This window comes from Silvimonas sp. (assembly GCF_031291215.1).
GTDB classification, from domain to species: Bacteria; Pseudomonadota; Gammaproteobacteria; order Burkholderiales; family Chitinibacteraceae; genus Silvimonas; species Silvimonas soli.
On the sequence record NZ_JARLJK010000054.1, the window covers coordinates 53,983 to 74,699 of the forward strand.

At 58.4% G+C, this 20,717-nt stretch carries 19 protein-coding genes; 12 read left to right on the forward strand and 7 right to left on the reverse strand.

Annotated features, from left to right (window positions below; translation table 11 throughout):
• Nucleotides 1-117: 117 nt before the first annotated feature.
• Complete coding sequence (locus P4L78_RS01815) at nt 118-2,157, reverse strand: BCCT family transporter (protein ID WP_309326612.1); 2,040 nt, start codon at nt 2,155-2,157, stop codon at nt 118-120.
• Nucleotides 2,158-2,449: 292 nt separating this feature from the next.
• Nucleotides 2,450-3,193 carry a YoaK family protein gene (locus tag P4L78_RS01820; protein WP_283148465.1) on the reverse strand — a complete coding sequence of 248 codons (744 nt, stop codon included), beginning with the start codon at nt 3,191-3,193 and terminating at the stop codon, nt 2,450-2,452.
• A 240-nt stretch (nt 3,194-3,433) separates the two neighbouring features.
• Between P4L78_RS01820 and P4L78_RS01825 the strand changes: the two genes are divergently transcribed.
• Genes P4L78_RS01825 through P4L78_RS01840 form a run of 4 tightly spaced genes read left to right on the forward strand, consistent with a single transcriptional unit; the run spans nt 3,434 to nt 6,084 of the window.
• Nucleotides 3,434-3,886 (forward strand): MarR family transcriptional regulator, encoded by a 453-nt coding sequence (locus P4L78_RS01825; protein ID WP_309326614.1) that lies wholly within the window; start codon nt 3,434-3,436, stop codon nt 3,884-3,886.
• Between the two features lie 16 nt (nt 3,887-3,902).
• Nucleotides 3,903-4,469 (forward strand): isochorismatase family protein, encoded by a 567-nt coding sequence (locus P4L78_RS01830; protein ID WP_283148467.1) that lies wholly within the window; start codon nt 3,903-3,905, stop codon nt 4,467-4,469.
• A gap of 2 nt (nt 4,470-4,471) precedes the next feature.
• Nucleotides 4,472-4,813 (forward strand): hypothetical protein, encoded by a 342-nt coding sequence (locus P4L78_RS01835; protein ID WP_309326616.1) that lies wholly within the window; start codon nt 4,472-4,474, stop codon nt 4,811-4,813.
• On the forward strand, nt 4,810-6,084 hold the full coding sequence (locus tag P4L78_RS01840) for an MFS transporter (protein ID WP_309326618.1): 1,275 nt from the start codon (nt 4,810-4,812) through the stop codon (nt 6,082-6,084). The genes P4L78_RS01835 and P4L78_RS01840 overlap by 4 nt, the downstream gene beginning before the upstream one ends.
• A 47-nt stretch (nt 6,085-6,131) precedes the next feature.
• Here the strand turns inward: P4L78_RS01840 and P4L78_RS01845 are convergent, their stop codons facing one another.
• Together P4L78_RS01845 and P4L78_RS01850 are read right to left on the reverse strand one after the other, a co-directional pair.
• Complete coding sequence (locus P4L78_RS01845; protein WP_309326620.1) at nt 6,132-8,843, reverse strand: EAL domain-containing protein; 2,712 nt, start codon at nt 8,841-8,843, stop codon at nt 6,132-6,134.
• Between the two features lie 202 nt (nt 8,844-9,045).
• Nucleotides 9,046-9,621 (reverse strand): nuclear transport factor 2 family protein, encoded by a 576-nt coding sequence (locus tag P4L78_RS01850; protein ID WP_309326622.1) that lies wholly within the window; start codon nt 9,619-9,621, stop codon nt 9,046-9,048.
• A gap of 124 nt (nt 9,622-9,745) precedes the next feature.
• Here P4L78_RS01850 and P4L78_RS01855 point away from each other — a divergent pair, with 124 nt between their 5' ends.
• From P4L78_RS01855 to P4L78_RS01875, 5 genes are all read left to right on the forward strand, one after another.
• Nucleotides 9,746-10,642 carry a LysR substrate-binding domain-containing protein gene (locus P4L78_RS01855; protein WP_309326624.1) on the forward strand — a complete coding sequence of 299 codons (897 nt, stop codon included), beginning with the start codon at nt 9,746-9,748 and terminating at the stop codon, nt 10,640-10,642.
• A gap of 88 nt (nt 10,643-10,730) precedes the next feature.
• Nucleotides 10,731-11,615: an AraC family transcriptional regulator gene (locus P4L78_RS01860; RefSeq protein ID WP_309326626.1), complete on the forward strand. Its 885-nt coding sequence runs from the start codon at nt 10,731-10,733 to the stop codon at nt 11,613-11,615.
• 122 nt (nt 11,616-11,737) lie between these two features.
• Nucleotides 11,738-12,667, forward strand: coding sequence for an NAD(P)H-binding protein (locus P4L78_RS01865; RefSeq protein WP_309326628.1), 930 nt, complete (start codon nt 11,738-11,740; stop codon nt 12,665-12,667).
• A 166-nt stretch (nt 12,668-12,833) separates the two neighbouring features.
• Complete coding sequence (locus P4L78_RS01870) at nt 12,834-13,415, forward strand: NAD(P)H-dependent oxidoreductase (protein ID WP_283148474.1); 582 nt, start codon at nt 12,834-12,836, stop codon at nt 13,413-13,415.
• Nucleotides 13,416-13,460: 45 nt separating this feature from the next.
• Complete coding sequence (locus P4L78_RS01875) at nt 13,461-13,769, forward strand: putative quinol monooxygenase (RefSeq protein WP_283148475.1); 309 nt, start codon at nt 13,461-13,463, stop codon at nt 13,767-13,769.
• A 60-nt stretch (nt 13,770-13,829) separates the two neighbouring features.
• Here the strand turns inward: P4L78_RS01875 and P4L78_RS01880 are convergent, their stop codons facing one another.
• Nucleotides 13,830-14,714, reverse strand: a complete 885-nt coding sequence (locus P4L78_RS01880; protein WP_309326630.1) for a GyrI-like domain-containing protein — start codon at nt 14,712-14,714, stop codon at nt 13,830-13,832.
• 131 nt (nt 14,715-14,845) lie between these two features.
• Nucleotides 14,846-15,286 (reverse strand): SRPBCC domain-containing protein, encoded by a 441-nt coding sequence (locus P4L78_RS01885; RefSeq protein ID WP_309326632.1) that lies wholly within the window; start codon nt 15,284-15,286, stop codon nt 14,846-14,848.
• Nucleotides 15,287-15,488: 202 nt separating this feature from the next.
• Between P4L78_RS01885 and P4L78_RS01890 the strand changes: the two genes are divergently transcribed.
• Together P4L78_RS01890 and poxB are read left to right on the forward strand one after the other, a co-directional pair.
• A complete protein-coding gene (locus P4L78_RS01890) occupies nt 15,489-16,406 on the forward strand; it encodes a LysR family transcriptional regulator (RefSeq protein WP_283148478.1) in 918 nt (305 codons plus the stop codon).
• 230 nt (nt 16,407-16,636) lie between these two features.
• Nucleotides 16,637-18,361 (forward strand): ubiquinone-dependent pyruvate dehydrogenase, encoded by a 1,725-nt coding sequence (gene poxB / locus P4L78_RS01895; RefSeq protein ID WP_309326634.1) that lies wholly within the window; start codon nt 16,637-16,639, stop codon nt 18,359-18,361.
• A gap of 46 nt (nt 18,362-18,407) precedes the next feature.
• Here the strand turns inward: poxB and P4L78_RS01900 are convergent, their stop codons facing one another.
• The gene (locus tag P4L78_RS01900) at nt 18,408-19,829 is read right to left on the reverse strand and encodes a carotenoid oxygenase family protein (RefSeq protein ID WP_309326635.1); all 1,422 of its coding nucleotides are present in this window, start codon (nt 19,827-19,829) and stop codon (nt 18,408-18,410) included.
• Between the two features lie 114 nt (nt 19,830-19,943).
• Between P4L78_RS01900 and P4L78_RS01905 the strand changes: the two genes are divergently transcribed.
• Nucleotides 19,944-20,678, forward strand: a complete 735-nt coding sequence (locus P4L78_RS01905) for a WHG domain-containing protein (protein ID WP_309326637.1) — start codon at nt 19,944-19,946, stop codon at nt 20,676-20,678.
• Nucleotides 20,679-20,717: the final 39 nt, after the last annotated feature.

Here is a 20,717-nt window from a genome sequence, read left to right on the forward strand (position 1 = left end):
CTCACTACCCAGCCGGTCTTGTTCAAAGCATAGCGCCAGGCTCAGGACAGGCTGAACTCAATCCCCGGTAATTTCCGCCGGATGGCATGCCAAATGGATAGGCGCGAATCACCCTTCTCAGGTATGCCCCGGCGCCTGATTCAGCAAGTGCGTGCTGCGATTGCTGCTGAGCGATAGATAACGCTCGTACTGGCGCAGGATGTCGGCAATCAGTTCTTCGCTGCGCAGATACTGCACGTCATACCCCTCGCGGCCATCTTCAAAAAAGGTGATCGGCTCGTACACGCGGGCATCCGGCTCGTCCGGGCTGGCTGATTGCGTGATCAGAAATGCCGGTAACAGGCGGCTTTGCAGGCGCACCCCATAAACAAAGTCGCGCAGTGCCTCGACCGGAATGGTCAGACTCACTTCATCGGCGGTATCCGGATTGTGATTAACGGCGGAGGTGACGCCGCGCTGCCTTAGCTCGGCGCTGACTTCCTGCATTGCTGGCAAGATGGTGGTTTGCAGAAACTGCCGGACATCGGCCTCAGTGGCCTGGTGCACGATCTGCGCCAACCGCTTGCGCCAGTGCGTACCGCTCCAGAAACTGGTGGCGTGTCCCAGGTCTGGTTCGTAATGGGCTCGATCCGCCTGCAGCCCGATCCACAAGCCATAGCATAGAGCCAGCATGATGATCGTGACTGGCAACGCCGCGACCAGCGTCATCGCCTGCAAGGCTTTGAGCCCGCCCGCGATCATCAGCACGGCGGCGGTCAGCCCCAGAACTGCGGCCCAGAACAGACGCTGCCATACCGGCGAATTGGGCGCGCCGCGCGAGGCAATGGTGTCGATGACAAACGCGCCGGAGTCGGCCGAGGTGACAAAGAACACCGCAATCAGAATGATCGCCAATCCAGACAAGACCTGGGTGAGCGGGAAGTATTCGAAGAACTGGAACAGCAGGGCATCAACGTTGCCTGCGCCGCGCGACAACGCGCCCATGGCCACGTGGGTATCGAGCCAGATCGCGTTATTGCCAAATGCCGTCATCCACAACAGATTGAACGTGGCTGGCACCAGCAACACGCCCAGTACAAACTGGCGGATGGTGCGCCCGCGCGAGATGCGGGCAATGAACATGCCCACAAATGGCGACCACGATATCCACCATGCCCAGTACAGAATGGTCCAGCCGCCGTACCAGCCGGGCTTGATCGTAGGCTGATAGGTGTAAGTGCGAAAAGACAGTTCCACCAGGTTGGTGAGGTAGTGGCCGACGTTTTCGCTGAAGGCTTCCAGCAAGTACACGGTGGGGCCAAATGCCACCACAAACACCAGCAGCAAGATGGCCAGCGACAGATTGATTTCGCTCAGAATCCGCACGCCTTTATCCAGCCCGGTGGCGGCTGATAACCCAGCCAACATCACCACCACCACAATCAGCCCCACGCGAAAGGTGGTTGAGCCGGTCTCCCAGCCCAGCACCTGATGCAGTCCAGCGCTCAGTTGCAGCACACCATAACCCAAAGTGGTGGCGATACCGGCGATGGTGCCGACCAGGGCAAACGCGTCTACCCCGTGACCAATCGGCCCGTTGATGCGATCACGCAGCACCGGATACAAGCCCGAGCGCATGGTCAGCGGCAAGTTGTAGCGAAAGCCGAAATAGGCCAGCACCAGCCCCATCACGCCATACACAGCCCAGGCGTGAAAACCCCAGTGAAAGAACGTCATCAGCATGGCTTCGCGCGCCGCCAGTGGTGTGCTGCCAGCCTGCAGCGGCGGTGCCAGGTAATGCTGCATGGGCTCGCCCACGCCAAAATACATCAGCCCGATACCCATCCCGGCAGCAAACAGCATGGCTGTCCACGATACAAAGCTGAATTCGGGCTTGGCATCGTCCGGGCCGAGGCGGATATCGCCAAATCTGCTGGCGGCAACCAGCGCCAGAAACACCAGAAACCCGGTCACGCTGATGGTGTAGAACCAGTCAAAGCGGCTGGTGACCCACGCCTGGGCCTGGCCAAACAAGATATCTGCCTGTTCATGAAACAAGGCGCAGTACACCAGCAGGGCAATAACTACGACCAGCGCCGGGATTACCACAGGCGCTTGTAAGGTGGTGAGCGGTCGGCGTGGTGGGGTGGCGGGAGCAGCGGAGGCAGAGGCCGTCATGGATATTATTACCCTGTGTTCTGGACGTGAATCTCGGGATGAACCAGTTGCAGCAAGCCGTAGCGCATCAACATAAGCGCACGGCGACAGCTATCTATATAGATGAGATTTCTGAATGAGATTCGGACGGAATGTCCGCGCAGCGTGCCGGGCAGGCGGGATTAGTTCTCGCATTGGCTATCAAGAGGAGAGGCAATCTGGCTTGAAGAGGAAAACATCGAGGCTGGGTCAGCGGGTCGAATATCACAATCTGGCGCTATGATTTCGCGCCTCTCAAAACAATCTGGAACCGCTATAAATCGTTTGGCATTTGCAGCATGGGCGCGGTTTTCCTGGTCCAGTGCAGACCGCGCAAGGCCAAAGCAAGCAGGGCAAACGCGGCCATGATCATCAAATAACCGCCCAGGCGCTGATAGATGAGCACCCCGACTATGCCGCCCGCCAGGAAAGAGGCAATCGTCGCCGAGTGCAGATAGAGCCGCGAGAAATTGCCTGCGGTGGCGTCCTGCGTCGCATGTCCGCGCAGCATGTCAAACGCCATGCCAATTTCAATGCCAATGTCGGTAGCCATGCCAGATACATGGGTGGTGCGTACGCGGGCGTCGGAAATCCGGGTCACCGTGGCGTTTTGCAAACCCATCAAAAACGCCAGACCCAGCACCACCGTCGGTGTCCGCCAGACCGCCTGCACCCACAGGTCGATCGTCCCCAGAACCGTAAGCAGCAATGCTTCAAGCAGAATGCTGTAGGCATAAACGCCGGTCATTGCGCGGCGGCTGCCGGCGTTAATCAGCAAGGTAGATACCGATGAACCAAAAATGAACAGCGCGATAATGCACAGATAAAACAGCCCGGAACGCCATTGCCCGGTGGCGACATGATCAGACAGTGTTGAAACATTGCCGGTCATATTGGCCGAGAAAAAACCGACCGAATAAAACGCTGCCGCATTCAAAGCCCCGGCAATACCCGCCAGCGAGCAGGCCAGATGAAGGTTGATTCGTGTAGTTCGGCTTGTTCCTTGGTGCACCAGCATGCAGAACTCCCCCAGCGAAAGTCGGCGCCAGATGGGCAGCAGCGCACGCCATCCATTTTATCCCCGTAAGTTGCAGTTACGAAGCAAGGATTTGGGCACACGCAGGTTTCGTAGCTGCGGCTTTGTTCTTCCCTTGGTCTGTCTTATTTGACGGTGCCATTGCTTATTTGTTTATATGTATGAAGTTAAACTTCGTAGTTTGTCTTCATTGTTGTAATGATGAAGAACGGGAGCAGGCAGATGAACGAGCAAGCGGCAGATATCCAAAGCGCTGGCATTCATGCGACGGCGGTCGAGTTGCGGGTGTTGATCGGCCAGCTGAAACGCCGGCTGCGGGAAGAAGCCCGTCTGGGCGACTTCACCTGGTCGCAGTTGTCGGTACTGAGCCGACTGGATCGGGACGGTCCGGCGACTGTCTCTGCCCTGGCGCGTGCCGAAGGCGTGCGCTCGCAGTCGATGGGGGCGACTGTCGCGGTGCTGGAAGACGCCGGTCTGGTTAGCGGCGCACCGGACCCGGCCGATGGTCGCCAAACCATTCTGTCGCTAACCGAAGCCTGCCGGGAGTGCGTCAAAGCGAGCCACGCGGCGCGTGAAGACTGGCTGGTCCGGGCCATTCAGACCAAGCTGGAGCCGGCCGAGCAAGAACAACTGGCGGTGGCGCTTGAGTTACTCAAACGCCTCGCCCAATCGTAAAGCTGAGGAGAATTGCATGCCGGTAACCACGCTAGACCCCAAAACCGCGCTGGTCGTGATTGATCTGCAAAAAGGCATCGTTGCGCGCGCCGCAGAGCACGGGATTGCTGAGGTCATCCAGCATGCCAGCGCGTTGACCAACGCGTTTCGGCGGCACGCCTTGCCGGTCGTGCTGGTTAACGTGGCGGGTGGCGCACCTGGCCGGATAGAACAGACGCGTCCGCACATCCAGCTACCTGCAGACTGGGCTGATCTGGTACCGGAATTGAATGCCCAGCCGCAAGACCATCTGGTCACCAAGAAGACGTGGGGCGCTTTTAGCAATACCGATCTGGCTGCCTGGCTGCAACAGCAAGCGGTAACGCAAGTTGTGCTTGTGGGGGTGTCCACCAGCGCTGGCGTGGAGTCCACCGCCCGCCAGGCACATGAACTGGGTTTTAACGTCACGCTGGCAGTGGATGCGATGACCGACCTGAACCCGGATGCGCATAACAACAGCATCACGCGGATTTTTCCAAGACTGGGTGAAACCGGCAGCACGCAAGAGATCATTGCGTTGTTGCAGTCGAGCGGGAATGTTTGAACATGCCTTGGGCACAGTGGATTGCGTGTTTTTTCGGTGGCGTCTTTTTCACCAACGCCGTACCGCATCTGGTACGAGGCGTGACGGGCCAACCCTTTCAAACGCCCTTTGCCAAACCGTCCGGCAAGGGCTTGTCGTCTTCTTCCGTCAATGTGGTCTGGGGCTGGTTTAACCTGGTTCTGGCGTACGCGCTGTTGTTTCGGGCGGGAGACTTTGACATCCATGCCGCCGGCCACGTTGCCGCGTTTGGTCTGGGTATCTTGCTGATGGGCTTGATGTCGGCTCATCTTTTTGGCCCGTTGCACGGTGGCAGTCGCCCGCAACAACCGGGAGCAACCGGGTGAAGGGTACTTTTCGCTCGCTCAATATCCGCAACTACCGCATCTGGGCAGGCGGCGCATTGGTATCCAATGTCGGCACCTGGATGCAACGCACCGCGCAAGACTGGATCGTGCTGACGCAGCTAACGAACCATAACGCCACTGCGGTGGGGATCGTCATGGGCTTGCAGTTCGGGCCGCAAATCCTGTTGCTGCCGGTGACTGGCTTTGCCGCTGACCATCTGGATCGCCGCAAATTGCTGATGGCCACGCAACTGGCGATGGGGCTGCTGGCGCTGGGTCTGGGTTTGCTCACCGTCACTGGCCTGGTGCAGTTGTGGCACGTGTACATGTTTGCCTTCGGCCTGGGCTGCGTGGCAGCGTTTGATGCCCCGGCGCGGCAGACTTTTGTGTCCGATCTGGTCACCGAGGCGGAATTATCCAACGCCGTAGCGCTCAATTCCACCTCGTTCAATGCCGCACGGATGATCGGCCCGGCCTGCGCCGGGTTACTGGTTGCTTCAGTGGGTTCGGGTTGGGTGTTCTTGCTCAATGCAGCCTCTTACGTGGCGGTGCTGTTTTCGCTCAGCCGCTTGCGTATCGACGAATTGCATACCCGACACAAAGTGCCACGCCAGCGCGGCAGCCTGGTCGACGGGTTTCGTTATGTCTGGCAACGCCCGGACCTCAAAGCCATCTTGTTGATGCTGTTTCTGTTTGGCACCTTCGGGCTTAATTTTCCGATTTTCATTTCCACCATGTCGGTCACGGTGTTCCATCAGGGCGCAAGCAAATATGGGTTGCTGACCTCGATCATGGCGATAGGCTCGGTCACCGGCGCCTTGCTGGCCGCACGTCGCGAAAAACCAACCATGGCCTTGTTGCTGATGGGGGCAGGTATCTTTGGCGCCGGGCTGACTTTGGCGGCGCTCATGCCCAATTACTGGCTGTTCGGGCTGATGCTGATTGTCATTGGTGTATCGGCGCAAACCTTCACCACGTCGGCCAACAGCACCATACAACTATCGACTGAGCCTGCCATGCGCGGGCGGGTGATGGCGATTTTCATGGCCATTGCGCTGGGCGGCACGCCGCTCGGTGCGCCAATTGTGGGCTGGGTGGCGGATGGCTACGGTCCGCGCTGGGCGTTGGCAGTGGGTGCGGCAGCAGGCTTCGGCTCTGTGCTGGTCGGTTTGCACTATCTGATGAAGTATCGCAATTTGCGGGTAAAACTGGCTGCAGGCCGCCTTCATTTCAGCATTGATGCGCTGGTCCCCGTGACCAGAACACAATGATCGGCGCCGGTGCCCGCGACTAGTGACAGGAAGGGGCGCGTGGTGTTTTATCGGCCAGGCGCCGGTACTTCTGCCACTGCGCGGCCCCAGTCTTCAATTGGCATGGGATGGCCGAGTAAAAATCCCTGATAGGTGCGACAACCCATCGCGGTCAGGAATTCCAGCTGTGCCTGGCTTTCTACGCCTTCGGCAATCACCTGCAGCCCCAGCGACTGGCTGATGGCAATCATGGCGCGAACAATGGCGACGTCGTTGGCCGATTCGGGCACATCGCGCACAAACGATCGATCAATCTTGATCTGATCCAGCGGCAGTTGCTTCAGGTAAGACAGCGAAGAAAACCCGGTGCCGAAATCATCCAGCGAAAAAGTCACGCCCAGTTGCCGGATCTGCTGCATGCGGGCGACGACGTCCTCAACTTGTTCCAGTACCACGCTTTCGGTGAGTTCCAGTTGCAGTCGCGCCGGATTGGCCCCGGTGGATTGCAAAGCGCCGCGCACCTGAGCCACGAAGTCGGGCTGGTGAAACTGGCGGGCGCTGACATTCACGGCCATTTTCAGATCACGCGTTTCTGCTTTGGCTTCCCAGACTTTGAGCTGCCCACAGGCACTTTGCAGCACCCACGACCCCAGCCGCAGAATCAGCCCGCTTTCTTCAGCGACCGGAATGAACAATGCGGGTGACACGGGCTTGTATTGGGTCGGAAACCAGCGCAGCAGGGCTTCGGCGCCGATCAAGCCGGTGTCCAGGCTGAACTGGGGCTGGTAATACAGTTTGAACTCGGATCGCTGCAAACCGTTGCGCAGCGCCACTTCCAGGTTCGAGCGCGAGTCAATGACATCCTGCATGGCCGGGCTGAAAAAACGGACTGCGTTACGGCCTGCGGCCTTGGCCTGATACAGCGCCACATCCGCATGTTTTAACAGGGTGTGTTCTGGCGTTTCCTCGCCAAAGAACAGCGTCACGCCAATGCTGGAGGTGCTGTGCTGTTGCAGACCATCGTCCAGGATCAGGTAGGGCTGATCAAGCAGGCTGCGGATTTCTTCGGCATAGTCTTCGGCCAGACTGGCCGCCAGCGCCCGATCCAGCCCCAGTCGTTCCAGAATTACTACATATTCATCGCCCCCCAGGCGGCAAATGGTATCGGTGGTGCGCAGCCGGTTTTTGATCCGCTGCGCAACGGCAATCAGCAAACGATCGCCGAATTCGTGGCCACGGGTGTCGTTCAGCACCTTGAAGTTGTCCAGGTCCAGAATCATCAGCGCGCCAAATTGCCCGCTTTGCTGGCTGGTCTGCAAAGCCTGGCTCAGCCGCTCCATCAACAAGCGACGATTGGGCAAACCCGTGAGCGTGTCAAAGTAGGCGAGTTGGCGAATTTGTTCTTCTGCCTGCTTGCGTTCGGTGATGTCGCGAATCACCACTTGCAGGATGGGTTTGTCATCCAGCACCAGGGCAGTCAGCAGCACTTCCGCCGGGAACAGCTTCTGGTTGTCCAGCCGCTGGTACAACCATTCAAAATGGACATTGCCCGCTTTGAGCGCGTTGGCCACGGTGTTTTGCTGCTTCTCCAGCGAGTTTTGTCCGTCTTCTTGCAGTAAGGGCCATAGATCTGTCGGCTTGCTTGCCAGCAATTGCTCGCGCGAGTTCGCTCCCATCAGCCGCACCGCCGCCGGGTTGCAGTCGATCATGTTCTCGCTGTCTCGCAGCCACACCGCATCGCTGGTGGCGTCGTGCAAGGCGCGAAAGCGCGTTTGTGAGCGCTGCAACTGGTCTTTGCTATTGCTCAGTGCCTGTATATGGCGCATGTCTGACCGCCGCACCCGCCAGGCACTGAACGCCGCCGCGCAGCTGATCAAGGTAAAAGCCAGCGCGACGGCCAGGCCTAATGCCAGCTCTTTATACCAGGAGGCGAGGTAATCCGCGTCGGCCTGACCAACAAAGAAATACAGCGATTGCCCCTCAATCTTGCGAAATGCCATGCGCCGCTTGATGCCGTCCAGCTTCACGACTGTTTCGTAAGAAAAACCAGCTGGATGCTGCTTGACCATATCAATGGTTTTCTGCGAAACAACAGCATTACCGGGGCCGCTATTTTTTCCCGAATACGCTGGAACGCGTACCCAGATACGCAACTGTGCGTCACGCAGGGCAATAACGCCCTGTTTGCCAATATCCAGTTGGGTAAACAGATCGGTGAACCAGGATAGCGGAATCAGCGCAAACACGATGCCGGCAAAAGAGCCGTCCGGCCGGTTCACGCGACGGCCCATCGCCACTGACCATTCGCCGGTCACGCGGCTGATGACGGGCTCGGAAAGGATCGAGTTCTGGTTCGGCTGCGCCTTCAGTTGCTGAAATAACAAGCGGTCAGCGATATTGCGCGCCGGGCCGGGCGGGACTTTTTCGCCATACAGCACGTTGCCCATAGCGTCGCTGATGCGGATGCCTTCAGTCTCTGGAATCCGCTTGCGCTGTGCAATGGTGTAACTGGACAACAACTGTGGATCAATACCGCCAGCGGCCAGTTGGCGCTCGGTTTCGACCGCCACTGAATAGATGACGATATCGAGTTTGTTGAGCGTTCCGGCCACATTGATAGCTAGCGATTGCGCCAGATTCTGGGTCCACGAGGTGGCTTGTTGCTCGTATTGGGCGTGGCTTTGATAGAGCGCACTGGCGATCAACACATAAACAAAAGTGTTGACCAACACCACACCCGCAGCGAGTCGAACGACAAATGAGCTACGAGGCAGTGGCATGTTTTTGGTAGAAACCTATATGCGCAGGTTTTATGAGTGTTACCCCGGGTAAGCCCTCCTTTTATAGCACAGCGGCATATATCTTACGGCAGCAAAACCGCTGCTGCGTGGGGTGCCAGTGACACGCTGCCCACTGTTGCAATGCAGCATCGGCGCCACTTGCCGCTTCGTCACTACGGCAACTGGCATCCCATGCAAAGGCCTATGCGGCCAACCAGCCTGCACCTTCGGCTTTCATGGTTTTTTCCAGATCGCTGCCGCGCGTGGCTAAGACCCGGCTTAACGGAAAGCCACTCTTTTCCAGCACATAAGCCAACGCGACGTACTCGCGCGGGTATTTGGCAACCGTGGCTTTGTCTATTTCGACCGGGCCTTGTGGAAAGGTAAATGTGCCCATGTCGTACACACTCTGGCGGCGCAGCAGTTTCCACACGCCGTTGCGTTTTTCCACCAGATCATAAAAGCGGTTATGCACGCTGCAGCCCAAGTCCAGCTTGACGTTCTCGCCCACGATCATGGCGTTGGTTTCCACAATGGCTTTGTCGCCGTTGAAGGTCACCACAGGCGTGCCGATAAGATGCTTGGTGCGCAAATCCGAGGCGCCCATGCGCATGGAGCCATCCACAAAATCACTGCCCAGCCCTTCAAACCAGGTGATTTCAATGGTGCCATCCGGGTGAAACAGATCGCGCAACTGCTCCCATTCGCCCAGATCGCGGTGCATCCAGCCGGTAATCAAGTCGGAAATTTGTTGACGGTCTTCAAGGCGGGTTTGCATGGCGATTCTCCAGATAACGGCGCAACAGTGCGCTGACAGGTTTTAGAATCGGCCAGAATGAAGCTAAACTCAAATAGATTGATCTGACTAATTGATCATAAAAATTGATGGATGAGTGAAGCACATGGATTTACGCCACTTGCGCTACTTTCTGGCAGTCGCCGAAGAAGGCCACTTCGGCCGCGCGGCGCAACGTCTGCATATTGTGCAGCCAGCACTGAGCATGCAGATTCGCGCACTGGAAGAAGAACTGGGCGGCGCTTTGTTTGTGCGCACCAGCCGCCGAGTGGAGCTGACTGAAGCGGGCACCTTGTTGCTGGCCGAGGCGCAACGCACGCTAGATCAAGCCGAGCATGCCCGGCTGACCGTGCAACGCGCGATCCGGGGTGAGACGGGCCGGGTGCGAGTTGGCTTTGCCGGCAACGCGGTATTCAGCGGCAAGCTGATGGGCGATTTGCGGCGCTTTCACCAGACCTATCCCGATGCCGAACTGATCGTCGAAGAAATGGCGCCCAAGCTGCAGGCAGAGGCCATTCTGGCGGGGCAGCTGGATGTCGGTTACAGCCCGGATCACGGATTAACCAGAGACGACTCACTGCTGTGTGAGCAGATCGGCACATGGAAATTTGCTGTGGCCATGCCCGCCAGCCATCCGCTGGCAGCCCAGCTGCAGATCAAGGCACACATGCTGGCAGGCGAGCCACTGGTCTTGTACGCCACCGACGATAAAGACGAAACCTTGCTGTCGTTGCTGCGACCACGGCTGGGTGGTGATCCTCATATTGCTTATCGCGCAGCCAATACGCTGACCGTACTGACGCTGGCTGGGGCCGGCTTGGGGCTGGCCCTGGTGCCCGAACCGGTTACGCAAGTGACGATTCCTGATCTGATCTACAAAACCCTGGATGAACCGGGCTTCACCGCCGAGCTAATGCTGACCAGCCGGGTGGCAGAAGGTGGCGGTGCGGTCCGTGCGTATTTGAATCTGGTGCGACAGGACGGGATGCCGGGCATCGGCTGAGGGTTTGCACGCGCCACCAGCCATGAATAATGGGGCCAGAGCCGCTGCACGCAGTGGTAGTTGCCGCATTCGCCTTCCCGGGAAAACCATGAGCGCCACTATATTGACGTCTGCCCAGCGACAAACGCCACCTGCCCGGATCGTCCTGAGTAGCGAAGGGCGGGAGTGGGGCGGTTTGCAGGCGGATTTTTTGCATATCTCGCCGGGCTTAACGCTAGTGCCTGGGCAGACAGCGCATCGGCTGGGCGTGCATTTTGGCCGACCGGTCAATGCCGATTGCCATTGCGATGGCCGCCAGTATCGCCGGATTCAAAAACACGGCGATATCGACGTGGTGCCAGCCGGGCTGGACGGCACGTGGCAGGACGATGCTTCTTGTCATATTTTGCGTTTGCGCATCAGCCAGCCGTTGTGGCACCAGGTTTTACTCGATCTGGGACGGCAACCGGAGCAGTCTGCGCTGACCCCGCAATTTCAGCTGCGCGATGCCCGGATCGAAGCCATTGCCTGGGCGATCAAGGCTGAACTGGAATCACCCGTTCCGGCGGACCGCTTGTACGGCGAATCTCTGGGCGTGGCGCTGGCGGTGAGTCTGGCGCAAGCGGACAAGCGTGCGGCCAATTCACCGCTGGGTAGTGGGCAAACGTTATCCACCCGGCAACGGCGAGAGTTGCTGGAATATATCCACGCCAATCTGGACGGCACATTGTCGCTGGTTGATCTGGCGGCCATCGCCGGGTTGGGCGTGTCACATCTGAAAACCTTGTTTCGCAATACCTTTGGCGCGCCGGTGCATCAGTACGTACTGCGTTGCCGGGTGGAATACGCGCATGGGCTGGTGTTGACGGGCGACTTGCCATTAAGCCAGATCGCTCTGGCCGCCGGGTTTGCGGATCAGAGCCATATGGCCAGATGCATGCGCCGTTTGCTGGGGCAGACACCTGGCGCGCTGGCACGCCTTCACTCCGCTTAAATCCGTATTAATAACGCACGCAAAATCATCGGCCAAACGTACCAAATCCTGGCCGAATCAACGCGATCAATCCCCTTTGCCGCGGTACTTTCTCTCCAGACTTCATGCTGGAGGAAAAAGCAATGTTCGTGATTTTAGGGGCAAGTGGTAAGACAGGCGGTGCCACCGCCGCAGCGTTACGCAAAGCAGGCCGCCCGGTGCGGGCGGTGGTGCGTGATCCAGCCAGAGCCGGGGCGCTGCAGGCGCTGGGATGCGAAATAGCCATTGCCGATGTGCGCGACAAAACCGCATTGGTCAAAGCAATGACTGGCGCAACGGCGGTGCAGGTGTTTTGCCCAACCAGTGAGCATGCGGTGGATGCAGTGGGCGATATGCGCCGGGCCATTGCCAGCGTGGGCGACGCGCTGGATCTGGCGCGTCCAGCCGCCGTGCTGGCGATCTCGGATTATGGCGCGGAACACAGTACCGGCACCGGCGTGACTGGGTTGTTCCATGAACTGGAACAGCGCATGCGGCGCATTGCTTCTGCGCATGTCGTGCTGCGTTCGGCCGAGCATATGGAAAACTGGTCCAGATTGATTCCGGTAGCAGCGCAGACCGGCATGCTGCCCAGCCTGCATCATCCGGTGACCAAGTATTTCCCGACCGTGAGTTCAGCCGATGTTGGCGTTATCGCAGCCCAACTGTTGCTGTCATCCGCCACCTTCGAGCGCTCGGGCGGGGTGATTCATGCGGAAGGCCCAAGCCGTTATACAGTCACTGACGTCGCCCAGGTTTTGGGAGATTTACTGGATAGTGCCATTAACGCGTTTGAATTATTGCGTGAGCAATGGCAGCCCACGCTGGCACGTGGTGTGGGCGAGAGTTATGCCCGCCTGGTCACCGAGATGTATGACGCGCATAACGCTGGCCACATCGGCGCGCAGGAGGGCGTGGACGATATCCGTTATGGCCAGACCAGTCTGCACGATGCGCTCAAACCCTATGTGACCGCGTTATTGGCAACGCAAGCAAGCCAAACTGGCGCGCTGGCTGGCGGCGTTTTGCGCTAAGCCGGAGTCGGCCCGAAAGAAGGGGAATTTGCCAAAATGCGTCCCCTTTTTTCGGCTCGGTTGATTTTTAGTCAACAGTCCTGTGCCAGTACTCACGTTTTTCTATCTTTCCCGGACCTTTAGAATGCCGTCTTTCAGTTACTTTGCTGCAAGGCGGTTTAGCTTTATGTCCAATATTCTTATCGTTAATGCCAAAAAGAAATTCGGCCATTCAGATGGCGCGTTGAATCAGACCCTGAGTGACTTTGCCGCCCGTTATCTGCAAGAAGCTAGCCATACTGTACAAGTCACCACGGTGGACGACGGTTACGACATTGAGGCCGAAGTGCAGAAGTATCTGTGGGCGGATGTAGTGATCTATCAGATGCCGGGCTGGTGGATGGGCGCACCGTGGATTCTCAAAAAGTATCTGGATGAAGTGTTCACCCATGGCCACGGTACGCTTTATGGCAGTGACGGTCGCAGCCGCGCGGATGCCAGCAAAAAATATGGTTCCGGCGGGCTGATTCAGGGCAAGAAATACATGATCTCCACCACCTGGAATGCGCCGGTTGAGGCCTTTACCGAGCCGGACCAGTTCTTTGAAGGTGCAGGCGTGGATGGCGTTTATTTACCTTTCCATAAAGCCAACCAGTTCCTCGGCATGGCACCATTGCCCACTTTTATGTGTAATGACGTGATCAAACAGCCGTCCATTGACGCTGATATCAATCGCTATCGGGACCATCTGACCGAGCTGTTTGCCTGACGCCAGCCGTTTTTTTACCCAGGAACTACCAAGGAACTCACGCCCATGATTACCGTTATTGCTGAAATCAAAACCCGGCCGGGCCAGCGCGCCACGGTGCTGCAGGCAATCGATAAGTTGATCCCGCTGGTATTGGCAGAAGACGGCTGCAGCGGCTATCTGCCGCTGGTTGATGTCGCTACCGAACTGCCATGGCAGCACACCGCGCCGGATTCAATTTTCATGCTCGAATACTGGGAAAGCGTGAGCCACCTGGAAAAACATCTGGCTGTGGAACATATGAAAAAGCATGCTGCAGCGGTAAAAGACATGGTGGATGGGGTCTCCATTCACGTGCTCGATAAAGCGCTTTGAACCCTTGGCAGTCTGAATGCTGTGGATATCTGGCCCAGCACCGGATATCCACAGAGTCGCTCATTGCAGCGGCAGAAAAATATCAATGACCGCCTCGTTCTCCGGCACGTCCGGAAAGAACTTGATGCGCTGGCAGTAAATTGGAAAATCCCGCAGGTCCTCGCCACTTTGCGGCAGCCATTGCGCATACAGATATCCCACCGCTTCACGCAGTCCCTCATCCGCCCCGGTGTAACGCATGACCGCACACCGTCCTGCAGGAATGCTGGCTGGCACCACGCCAGATTCGTTAGGCAGAACAGGTTGTTCTGTCGCTGCGCAAAGCCCCAGTCGGTATTGCGCGGCCGGTGTGGTTTGCGGGTCGTCGTACAGCAAATTGAAGGTGGCGCTGCGGCTGGGCGGCAGGTGATTCTGCTTGCGCCACTCAATAAACCGGCGGATGGATTCGCCGATCAATTGCGGATCGCCCCGGTGTTCCAGCAAGGCAACCGGGATCGCGTTCACCTGCCTGATCTCAACCGGCTCGAATGCGTTTTCGATATTCATATGCTTGGCCCTCAATACAGCTAAAGGTTGATAGATAGCGTACCAGGGGCGCCATTGCGGTTGTTTGCGAAAGTCAGAGGGAGACTGGCCGATGTTTTTTCTGAAAGCGCGGGCAAACGCTTCCGGCCCTTGGTAGCCGCTGCCCAGCGCGATATCAATGACCTGCTGTTGCGGGCGAAATACCAGCTGGAACGCGGCCCGTTTCAGGCGCCGCAATTGCACGTACTTGTAAACGCCTATCCCCAGCAACCCGGAAAACTGCCGCTGGAAGTGATACTTCGAGCACGCAGCCACTTCACACAACTGATCGAGGTCCAGATCGCCATCGAGATTGGCGTCGATGTACTGCAATACTTTGCGAAGACGGGCGCGGTAATGCGCGGCGTTGCTGGCACTCAATCTGGTTTCTCCTGGTGATTGAGAGACTATCGCCTGTTTGCCGACAATACCTGATCAAAATTGCGCAATCGTAGAGGAATCTGGCAAAAAAACCGGTGCTGATAGCCTGACCATCAAAGGCCATCGCGGCACTAATTATCTGCGTAACCATCCAGCCACGACCGGTTGGCATCGTGATTGCGCAAATCAACGCCATGATCCACCGCCGCTTTCATGGCCATAAGCACTGAAACCCAACCAGCGGCCATTTCCATGCGCGCGGATTCAGTGACCTCAGTGGCGACCAGCAATAGCTCGGTGCCGCCAGCGCCGTCCGGTTGCAAAGAGAACTTCACGATCGTGCCAAAGTAAGCCAGCACAAACAGCCACGGCTCTTCGCGCGCCAGCACGCGCCCGGCGAAAGGGGCGTAATTGAGCATGTGAAAGCTGATCATGCCGCGGTTTTCCGGCGCGGATTCGGCCCAGAAACGGGCGCGCCCGGCATCGGTGGCCAGCGCCGCAAACACCTTGGCGGGCGATGAAATGAAATGCATTTTCCAGCGGATCATGCCCGGTTCAGGCTGAAATGGCATTGTGTACTCCCGTGCGATCGACGAACACGCGGCATTGGCGCATGGCTGCCAACCAACTGTTTTTTGGTATGACGGTGATATTAAAAGAAGCAGGCCAGAATGTGGTCACAAGCGCTCTGGCAGACCCGTATCGCTGCATTTGGGGCCAGTTTCTGTTGTATTGGACTAACATGAAGCGCGATCTCGTCCAAAGGAATCGAACATGTTGCAGTTGGAAGAACTGGCTTTGCTGGAGGCCATCCGTGATACCGGCAGCCTCTCGCAAGCGGCCGCACGGCTGGGGAAGGCGCCATCGACCATCTCGCACGCTGCGCGCCAGCTTGAGGCACGGTTCGATGCCTTGTTGTTTGACCGCCGCCGTTATCGGCTGCAATTGACCCCCGCAGGAAAACTGCTGGCTGATGAAGCCGCACGCGTGCAGGCAGACGTCAAGCGCACCATGCAGCGTGTGCGCCAGGTGGCTAACGGCTGGGAAGACCGGCTGTGGATCGTGACCGACGAATTGCTGGAATTTGAAACGCTGTTGCCGGTGGTGCGGGATTTCGATGAGCTTGCGTCTGGCGTGTCCTTGCGGATTACGCATGAAGTCCTCGGTGGCACTTGGGAGGCACTGCGGGACGGCCGCGCCAATCTGGTGATTGGTGCCACCAATGAGCCGCAGAAAATGCCGGGGATTAACTGGGTGGAGCTGGGCGCGCTGGATTGGGTTTTTGCGGTGTCGCCACGACATGAACTGGCGCGCGTCACCGAGCCACTGAGCCGCGACGTGATTGTCCGGCATCGGGCCATTGTAGTGGCCGATAGCTCGCGTCACAGTGAAGGCCGAGTTTACGGCGTGCTGGGCGGACAAGCCGCGCTGGCGGTGCCGGGCATGCGCGCCAAAATCATGGCGCAACGCGAAGGCTTGGGCGTGGGCTGGCTACCGCGCCAACGCGTGGTGCATCTGCTGCAACAAGGTGCGCTGGTTGAAAAACAAACCGTCCAGCCGCGCGAGCCCAACATTTTGTATGTGGCGTGGCGCGAAGAAAGCGCTGGCCGTGCGTTGCAATGGTGGCTGGAAAAACTGCGGCAGCCGCGTCTGGCGCAACGCCTGGTGCTGGGGCTGGCAGCTGCCGGGTGACTGGATCGCTCCGGCGCACATGTTCAGTTCATCGCGCTTGCCCCTTGCTGTGGAGGGTGCGCCTTTGTCCTGTCGTATCCTCCATGTACCTCCTAGAATCAAAAGCACCTTTACGCCAACGCCGTTTTCCCCGCTGAACCATTTCGCCCACTGATGACTCGCCCGTAGCATCAGGCCAGGATCGGTTCGCCACAGACGCTGTGCTTTTGCCCTCACAAGGATGTTTTCACATGACCAGACTGGTAGCCGACGTACTCATCGATACCCTTGAAGCCCTCGGCGTGTCGCAGATTTTTGGTGTGGCGGGAGACTCGCTCAATGGCATTACCGAGGCCATCCGCCGCAAACCAGACATGCGCTGGGTCCATACCCGGCACGAAGAGGTGGCGGCCTTTGCGGCAGGTGCGGCAGCGGTGGTGACGGACGGCCTGGCGGTGTGTGCTGGCAGTTGTGGGCCGGGCAATCTGCATCTTATCAACGGCTTGTTTGATTGCCAGCGCAATCACGTGCCGGTACTGGCCATTGCCGCACATATCCCCAGTGGCGAGATCGGCAGTGATTATTTTCAGGAAACCCACCCGCAAATTTTGTTCAAGGAATGCAGCGTGTACTGCGAACTGGTTGCCACGCCGGAGCAATTGCCGCGCATGCTCGGCACGGCTATTCAGGCAGCGTTGACACACAAAGGCGTGGCCGTGCTGGTGCTGTCGGGTGATGTCGCGCTGAGCGCAGCTACCGATGTGCCTGATCCGGTCTGGCCGCGCCAGGCCAAACCACGCGTGCTGCCCGCGGTGGCCGAACTGGAGCATATGGCCGCTTTGCTGAATGAGGGCAAGAACATCACCCTGTTGTGCGGCGCGGGTTGCGCCGGTGCGCATGATGAAGTGGTGAAGCTGGCCGAGGCACTGCAAGCGCCAGTCGTGCATGCCTTGCGCGGCAAGGAATATATCGAATACGACAACCCATACGACGTGGGCATGACCGGGTTGATCGGTTTTGCCAGCGGTTATTACGCCATGGAAAGTTGCGACACTTTGCTGGTGTTGGGCAGCAGCTTTCCGTACCGGCAGTTTTATCCGCAAGATGCCAAGGTCATTCAGGTCGATCTGGCCGGTGAGCGACTCGGCTTGCGGCACCCGCTGGCGTTGGGTGTAGTGGGGGACGTGGGTCAAACTATCCGCGCCTTGCTCCCGGCGCTGAAAGCGCGAGGTGACCGTACCCACCTGGATCGCGCGTTGACGCATTACGCCAAAACCCGCGAAGAGCTGGATGAACTGGCGGTAGGTCATCCCGGCCGTAAGCCTATCCATCCACAATATCTGGCGCAGCGGGTCAGTGAACTGGCTGCGTTCGATGCCATTTTCACCGCCGACGTGGGCACTCCGACGTTATGGGCGGCGCGTTATCTGAAGATGAATGGCCAGCGCCGCTTGATTGGCTCGTTCAATCACGGATCAATGGCCAACGCGCTGGCGCAAGCGCTGGGTGCCAAAGCTGCGGCTCCGCACCGCCAGGTCGTGGCACTGTGCGGCGATGGCGGGCTGACCATGTTGATGGGTGATCTGATCACCGCCGTACAAGAAAAGCTGCCAGTGAAAATTGTGGTGTTCAACAACGGCGCGCTGGGTTTTGTTGAACTGGAAATGAAAGCCGCCGGTTTTCTGGAAACCGCCACCGAACTGGTTAACCCGGACTTTGGCGCGGTGGTGACCGCCATGGGCTTGTATGGCCAGCGAGTGGAAGATCCCGCCGATCTGGATGCCGCGCTGGAGCGCGCTTTTGCCCATGACGGCCCGGCGCTGATTGACGTAGTGACCAACCGGCAAGAACTGGCCATGCCGCCCAAGGTGACGTTCTCGCAAGCACGCGGCTTCAGCCTGTATGTGGCCCGCGCCATTCTGGATGGCCGTGCCGGAGAAGTGCTGGAGTTAAGCCGTACCAATCTGTGGCGTTAGGCAGGCAGCTAGCGCGCCTGGCTGATGTCATCAGCCGGGCGCGTTGTTATCCCCAGATCGCGTCAGCGGTTGCTGCGTAACAATCGGCTGGCAGCCAGTTGCCATGAAACCCGTTGGGTACGCGAACTGGCAGTTCGATGGTGGCCAGTGGCCCGCGTGCCAGGTCCTGGGCGTCCAGAATCAGCACTTCGCTCAAGCCAAAGAGCCCGCAATACACCACCACCATAATCCAGCCGTCGCCTTCAGCCGCTGTCGCTGAGCGCGGCACAAATACCGGCTCAGAGGTGAGATAACCGGCAGGTAGTTCGTAGATATCTTGCTGGCCGGTGCGCATATCCAGATGCACGATGCGGCTGAACATTTCTGTTTCGCCGTCATTTGTGCGGTGGCCGGCAAACCAGCAGTGGCGATAGGCCTTGCTGGCAAAACGATCATCAATGCGCGGAAATTCACCAGGGATGTCGCACAGCAATTGCTCGGTAAAAGTGCGGCCTGGCGTGGCTGGATTAAAGGTCCAGCGATGCAGGCGCGCGCCATCCAGCGTGGAGGGCGGGTTGCCGTCGATATCGGGAAAGAGAGGCGCGACGGGAAAGCGCATTACGTCGGCATAGACCACGCCGTTGTCTTCCCACGAGTTCATGGCATGAAACACGAAGCAGCTCGGGCCCTGCCACCACTCAACTTCTGTAGTGCCTTGCGCTCGTGGCCAGATGCCAATCCGGCTTTCGCGCCCAGGTTCCCAGGCATAGGCTGGGCCGCCTTGCATCGCGCGGGTCTGGCTGGCGGTGAGCGGCATTACCGGCAAGATCACCTGCGTGGCAGTAAACATAAAGTCATGCACCATGCTGGCGAAAGGCGCCGTGAAATGTTCAAAGCGGGTGGCCTCTCCGCTGGCGTTGAGGGTGCCGTAAGTCATGCCCGCGCTCAGTCGTTCCGGATTGCCATAACCAAAGAACAGCATTTCGCCGGTATCCGGATCGATCTTGGGATGTGCGGTAAACGGCCCCGAAATCGCGCCCGCAAAATCGATACTGCCGCGCGTGGCCAGGCTGAGCGGATCAATCTCGATGGGCAAATGCGCCTCTTCCAGCGCCATTAAACGGCCACCATGCCAGACGATATGGGTGTTGGCGGTGCCATTGCTTTCTGCATCCGGTGTGGCGGGCACGAAGTCACCCTTGTTGACCGAGCCAGCTCGATGCCGCGCCAGTTCCTGGGTACGCGTCCAGCGATTGCGGTACCACACCCCACCTTCGTGAAAACGGATGGCATGTAGCATACCGTCGCCGGTAAACCAGTGCGCGTCTGGTGCAGGATTGACCGGGTTGGGACCATTGCGCAGCAACGTGCCTGCCAGCCCGGCGGGAATGATGCCGTGAACGCGCAGAGGCCCGGCATCGGTTTCGACGCTGACCGGTTCATCGTTAAGGTCGCGCAATGATTCTGCGGGCGGGGTGAGGGCGGTCATGCGTTGGCTCCGTTATCTTTCCGATGGAAATTTTCCAGTGGAAAGATGATGGCGTGAGATAGTATGATCGTCAACATCATCTCCATTCCGCCTGTCAGGTGTAACCAGACCGTCATGAGCTCATCAAATCGTCGTGCCGGCAATACATCGCCCGCTGCAGAAGACATGAATCCCAACCCGGCGATAGTTACCCGCGCTGAAGACCACAAACGTCCCTTCCATCATGGCTCCTTGCCAGGTGCCTTGCTGGCGGCGGCAGAAGTGGTGTTGCTGCGCGATGGGCTAAAGGGTTTGACGTTGCGCGCGATTGCCCGCGAGGCCGGGGTTTCGCATACCGCACCCAAACATCATTTTGGCGATGTGGCTAACGTATTGAGCGAACTGGCCGCCGTGGGACATTTGCGGCTGGCGCAGCGGCTAGCAGATAGCGCTGACGATTTGCCGCACGGGCAGGCGCGCCGCAGTGCCATTGCTCGCGGTTATGTGATGTTCGGTGTAGAAAATCCGGGCCTGTTCCGCTTGATGGATCGCAACGAAATGCTGGATTACACCCGCCCGTCGCTGCTGGCGGCATCGCGTGTCTCCGCGTTGGCCTTGGCTGGCGTTTTTGAAACGCCAGATGCTGCAACCTCGCCAGACGAAGGCAAGGCATTTGCGCCGCTGAGTGCCAGTCAGGCCGTGGCGATGACTGCGGCTTGGGGCTATGTGCACGGCTTGACCAGTTTGCTGATCGATAACCGGCTGGATGCCATTGTGGGAGCTACAGCTAGTTTTACCGACGCACTCTCGCTGGTGGAAGCGGCAATCGGCCAGACGCGTATTGCGCTGGATTCCCCCACTATCGACTGACCCAGCTTTACTGTGGTCGCGGCGATCTCCTTGCAGAAA

Bases quoted from the DNA above. Each gene is read 5' to 3' on its own strand.
- P4L78_RS01870 (WP_283148474.1), top strand. From the start codon at position 12,834: ATGTCCAATATTCTTATCGTTAATGCCAAAAAGAAATTCGGCCATTCA.
- P4L78_RS01820 (WP_283148465.1), bottom strand. From the start codon at position 3,193: ATGCTGGTGCACCAAGGAACAAGCCGAACTACACGAATCAACCTTCAT.
- P4L78_RS01855 (WP_309326624.1), top strand. From the start codon at position 9,746: ATGGATTTACGCCACTTGCGCTACTTTCTGGCAGTCGCCGAAGAAGGC.
- P4L78_RS01835 (WP_309326616.1), top strand. From the start codon at position 4,472: ATGCCTTGGGCACAGTGGATTGCGTGTTTTTTCGGTGGCGTCTTTTTC.
- P4L78_RS01815 (WP_309326612.1), bottom strand. From the start codon at position 2,157: ATGACGGCCTCTGCCTCCGCTGCTCCCGCCACCCCACCACGCCGACCG.
- P4L78_RS01850 (WP_309326622.1), bottom strand. From the start codon at position 9,621: ATGCAAACCCGCCTTGAAGACCGTCAACAAATTTCCGACTTGATTACC.
- P4L78_RS01875 (WP_283148475.1), top strand. From the start codon at position 13,461: ATGATTACCGTTATTGCTGAAATCAAAACCCGGCCGGGCCAGCGCGCC.
- P4L78_RS01845 (WP_309326620.1), bottom strand. From the start codon at position 8,843: ATGCCACTGCCTCGTAGCTCATTTGTCGTTCGACTCGCTGCGGGTGTG.
- poxB (WP_309326634.1), top strand. From the start codon at position 16,637: ATGACCAGACTGGTAGCCGACGTACTCATCGATACCCTTGAAGCCCTC.
- P4L78_RS01830 (WP_283148467.1), top strand. From the start codon at position 3,903: ATGCCGGTAACCACGCTAGACCCCAAAACCGCGCTGGTCGTGATTGAT.
- P4L78_RS01905 (WP_309326637.1), top strand. From the start codon at position 19,944: ATGAGCTCATCAAATCGTCGTGCCGGCAATACATCGCCCGCTGCAGAA.
- P4L78_RS01900 (WP_309326635.1), bottom strand. From the start codon at position 19,829: ATGACCGCCCTCACCCCGCCCGCAGAATCATTGCGCGACCTTAACGAT.
- P4L78_RS01885 (WP_309326632.1), bottom strand. From the start codon at position 15,286: ATGCCATTTCAGCCTGAACCGGGCATGATCCGCTGGAAAATGCATTTC.
- P4L78_RS01865 (WP_309326628.1), top strand. From the start codon at position 11,738: ATGTTCGTGATTTTAGGGGCAAGTGGTAAGACAGGCGGTGCCACCGCC.
- P4L78_RS01890 (WP_283148478.1), top strand. From the start codon at position 15,489: ATGTTGCAGTTGGAAGAACTGGCTTTGCTGGAGGCCATCCGTGATACC.
- P4L78_RS01825 (WP_309326614.1), top strand. From the start codon at position 3,434: ATGAACGAGCAAGCGGCAGATATCCAAAGCGCTGGCATTCATGCGACG.
- P4L78_RS01860 (WP_309326626.1), top strand. From the start codon at position 10,731: ATGAGCGCCACTATATTGACGTCTGCCCAGCGACAAACGCCACCTGCC.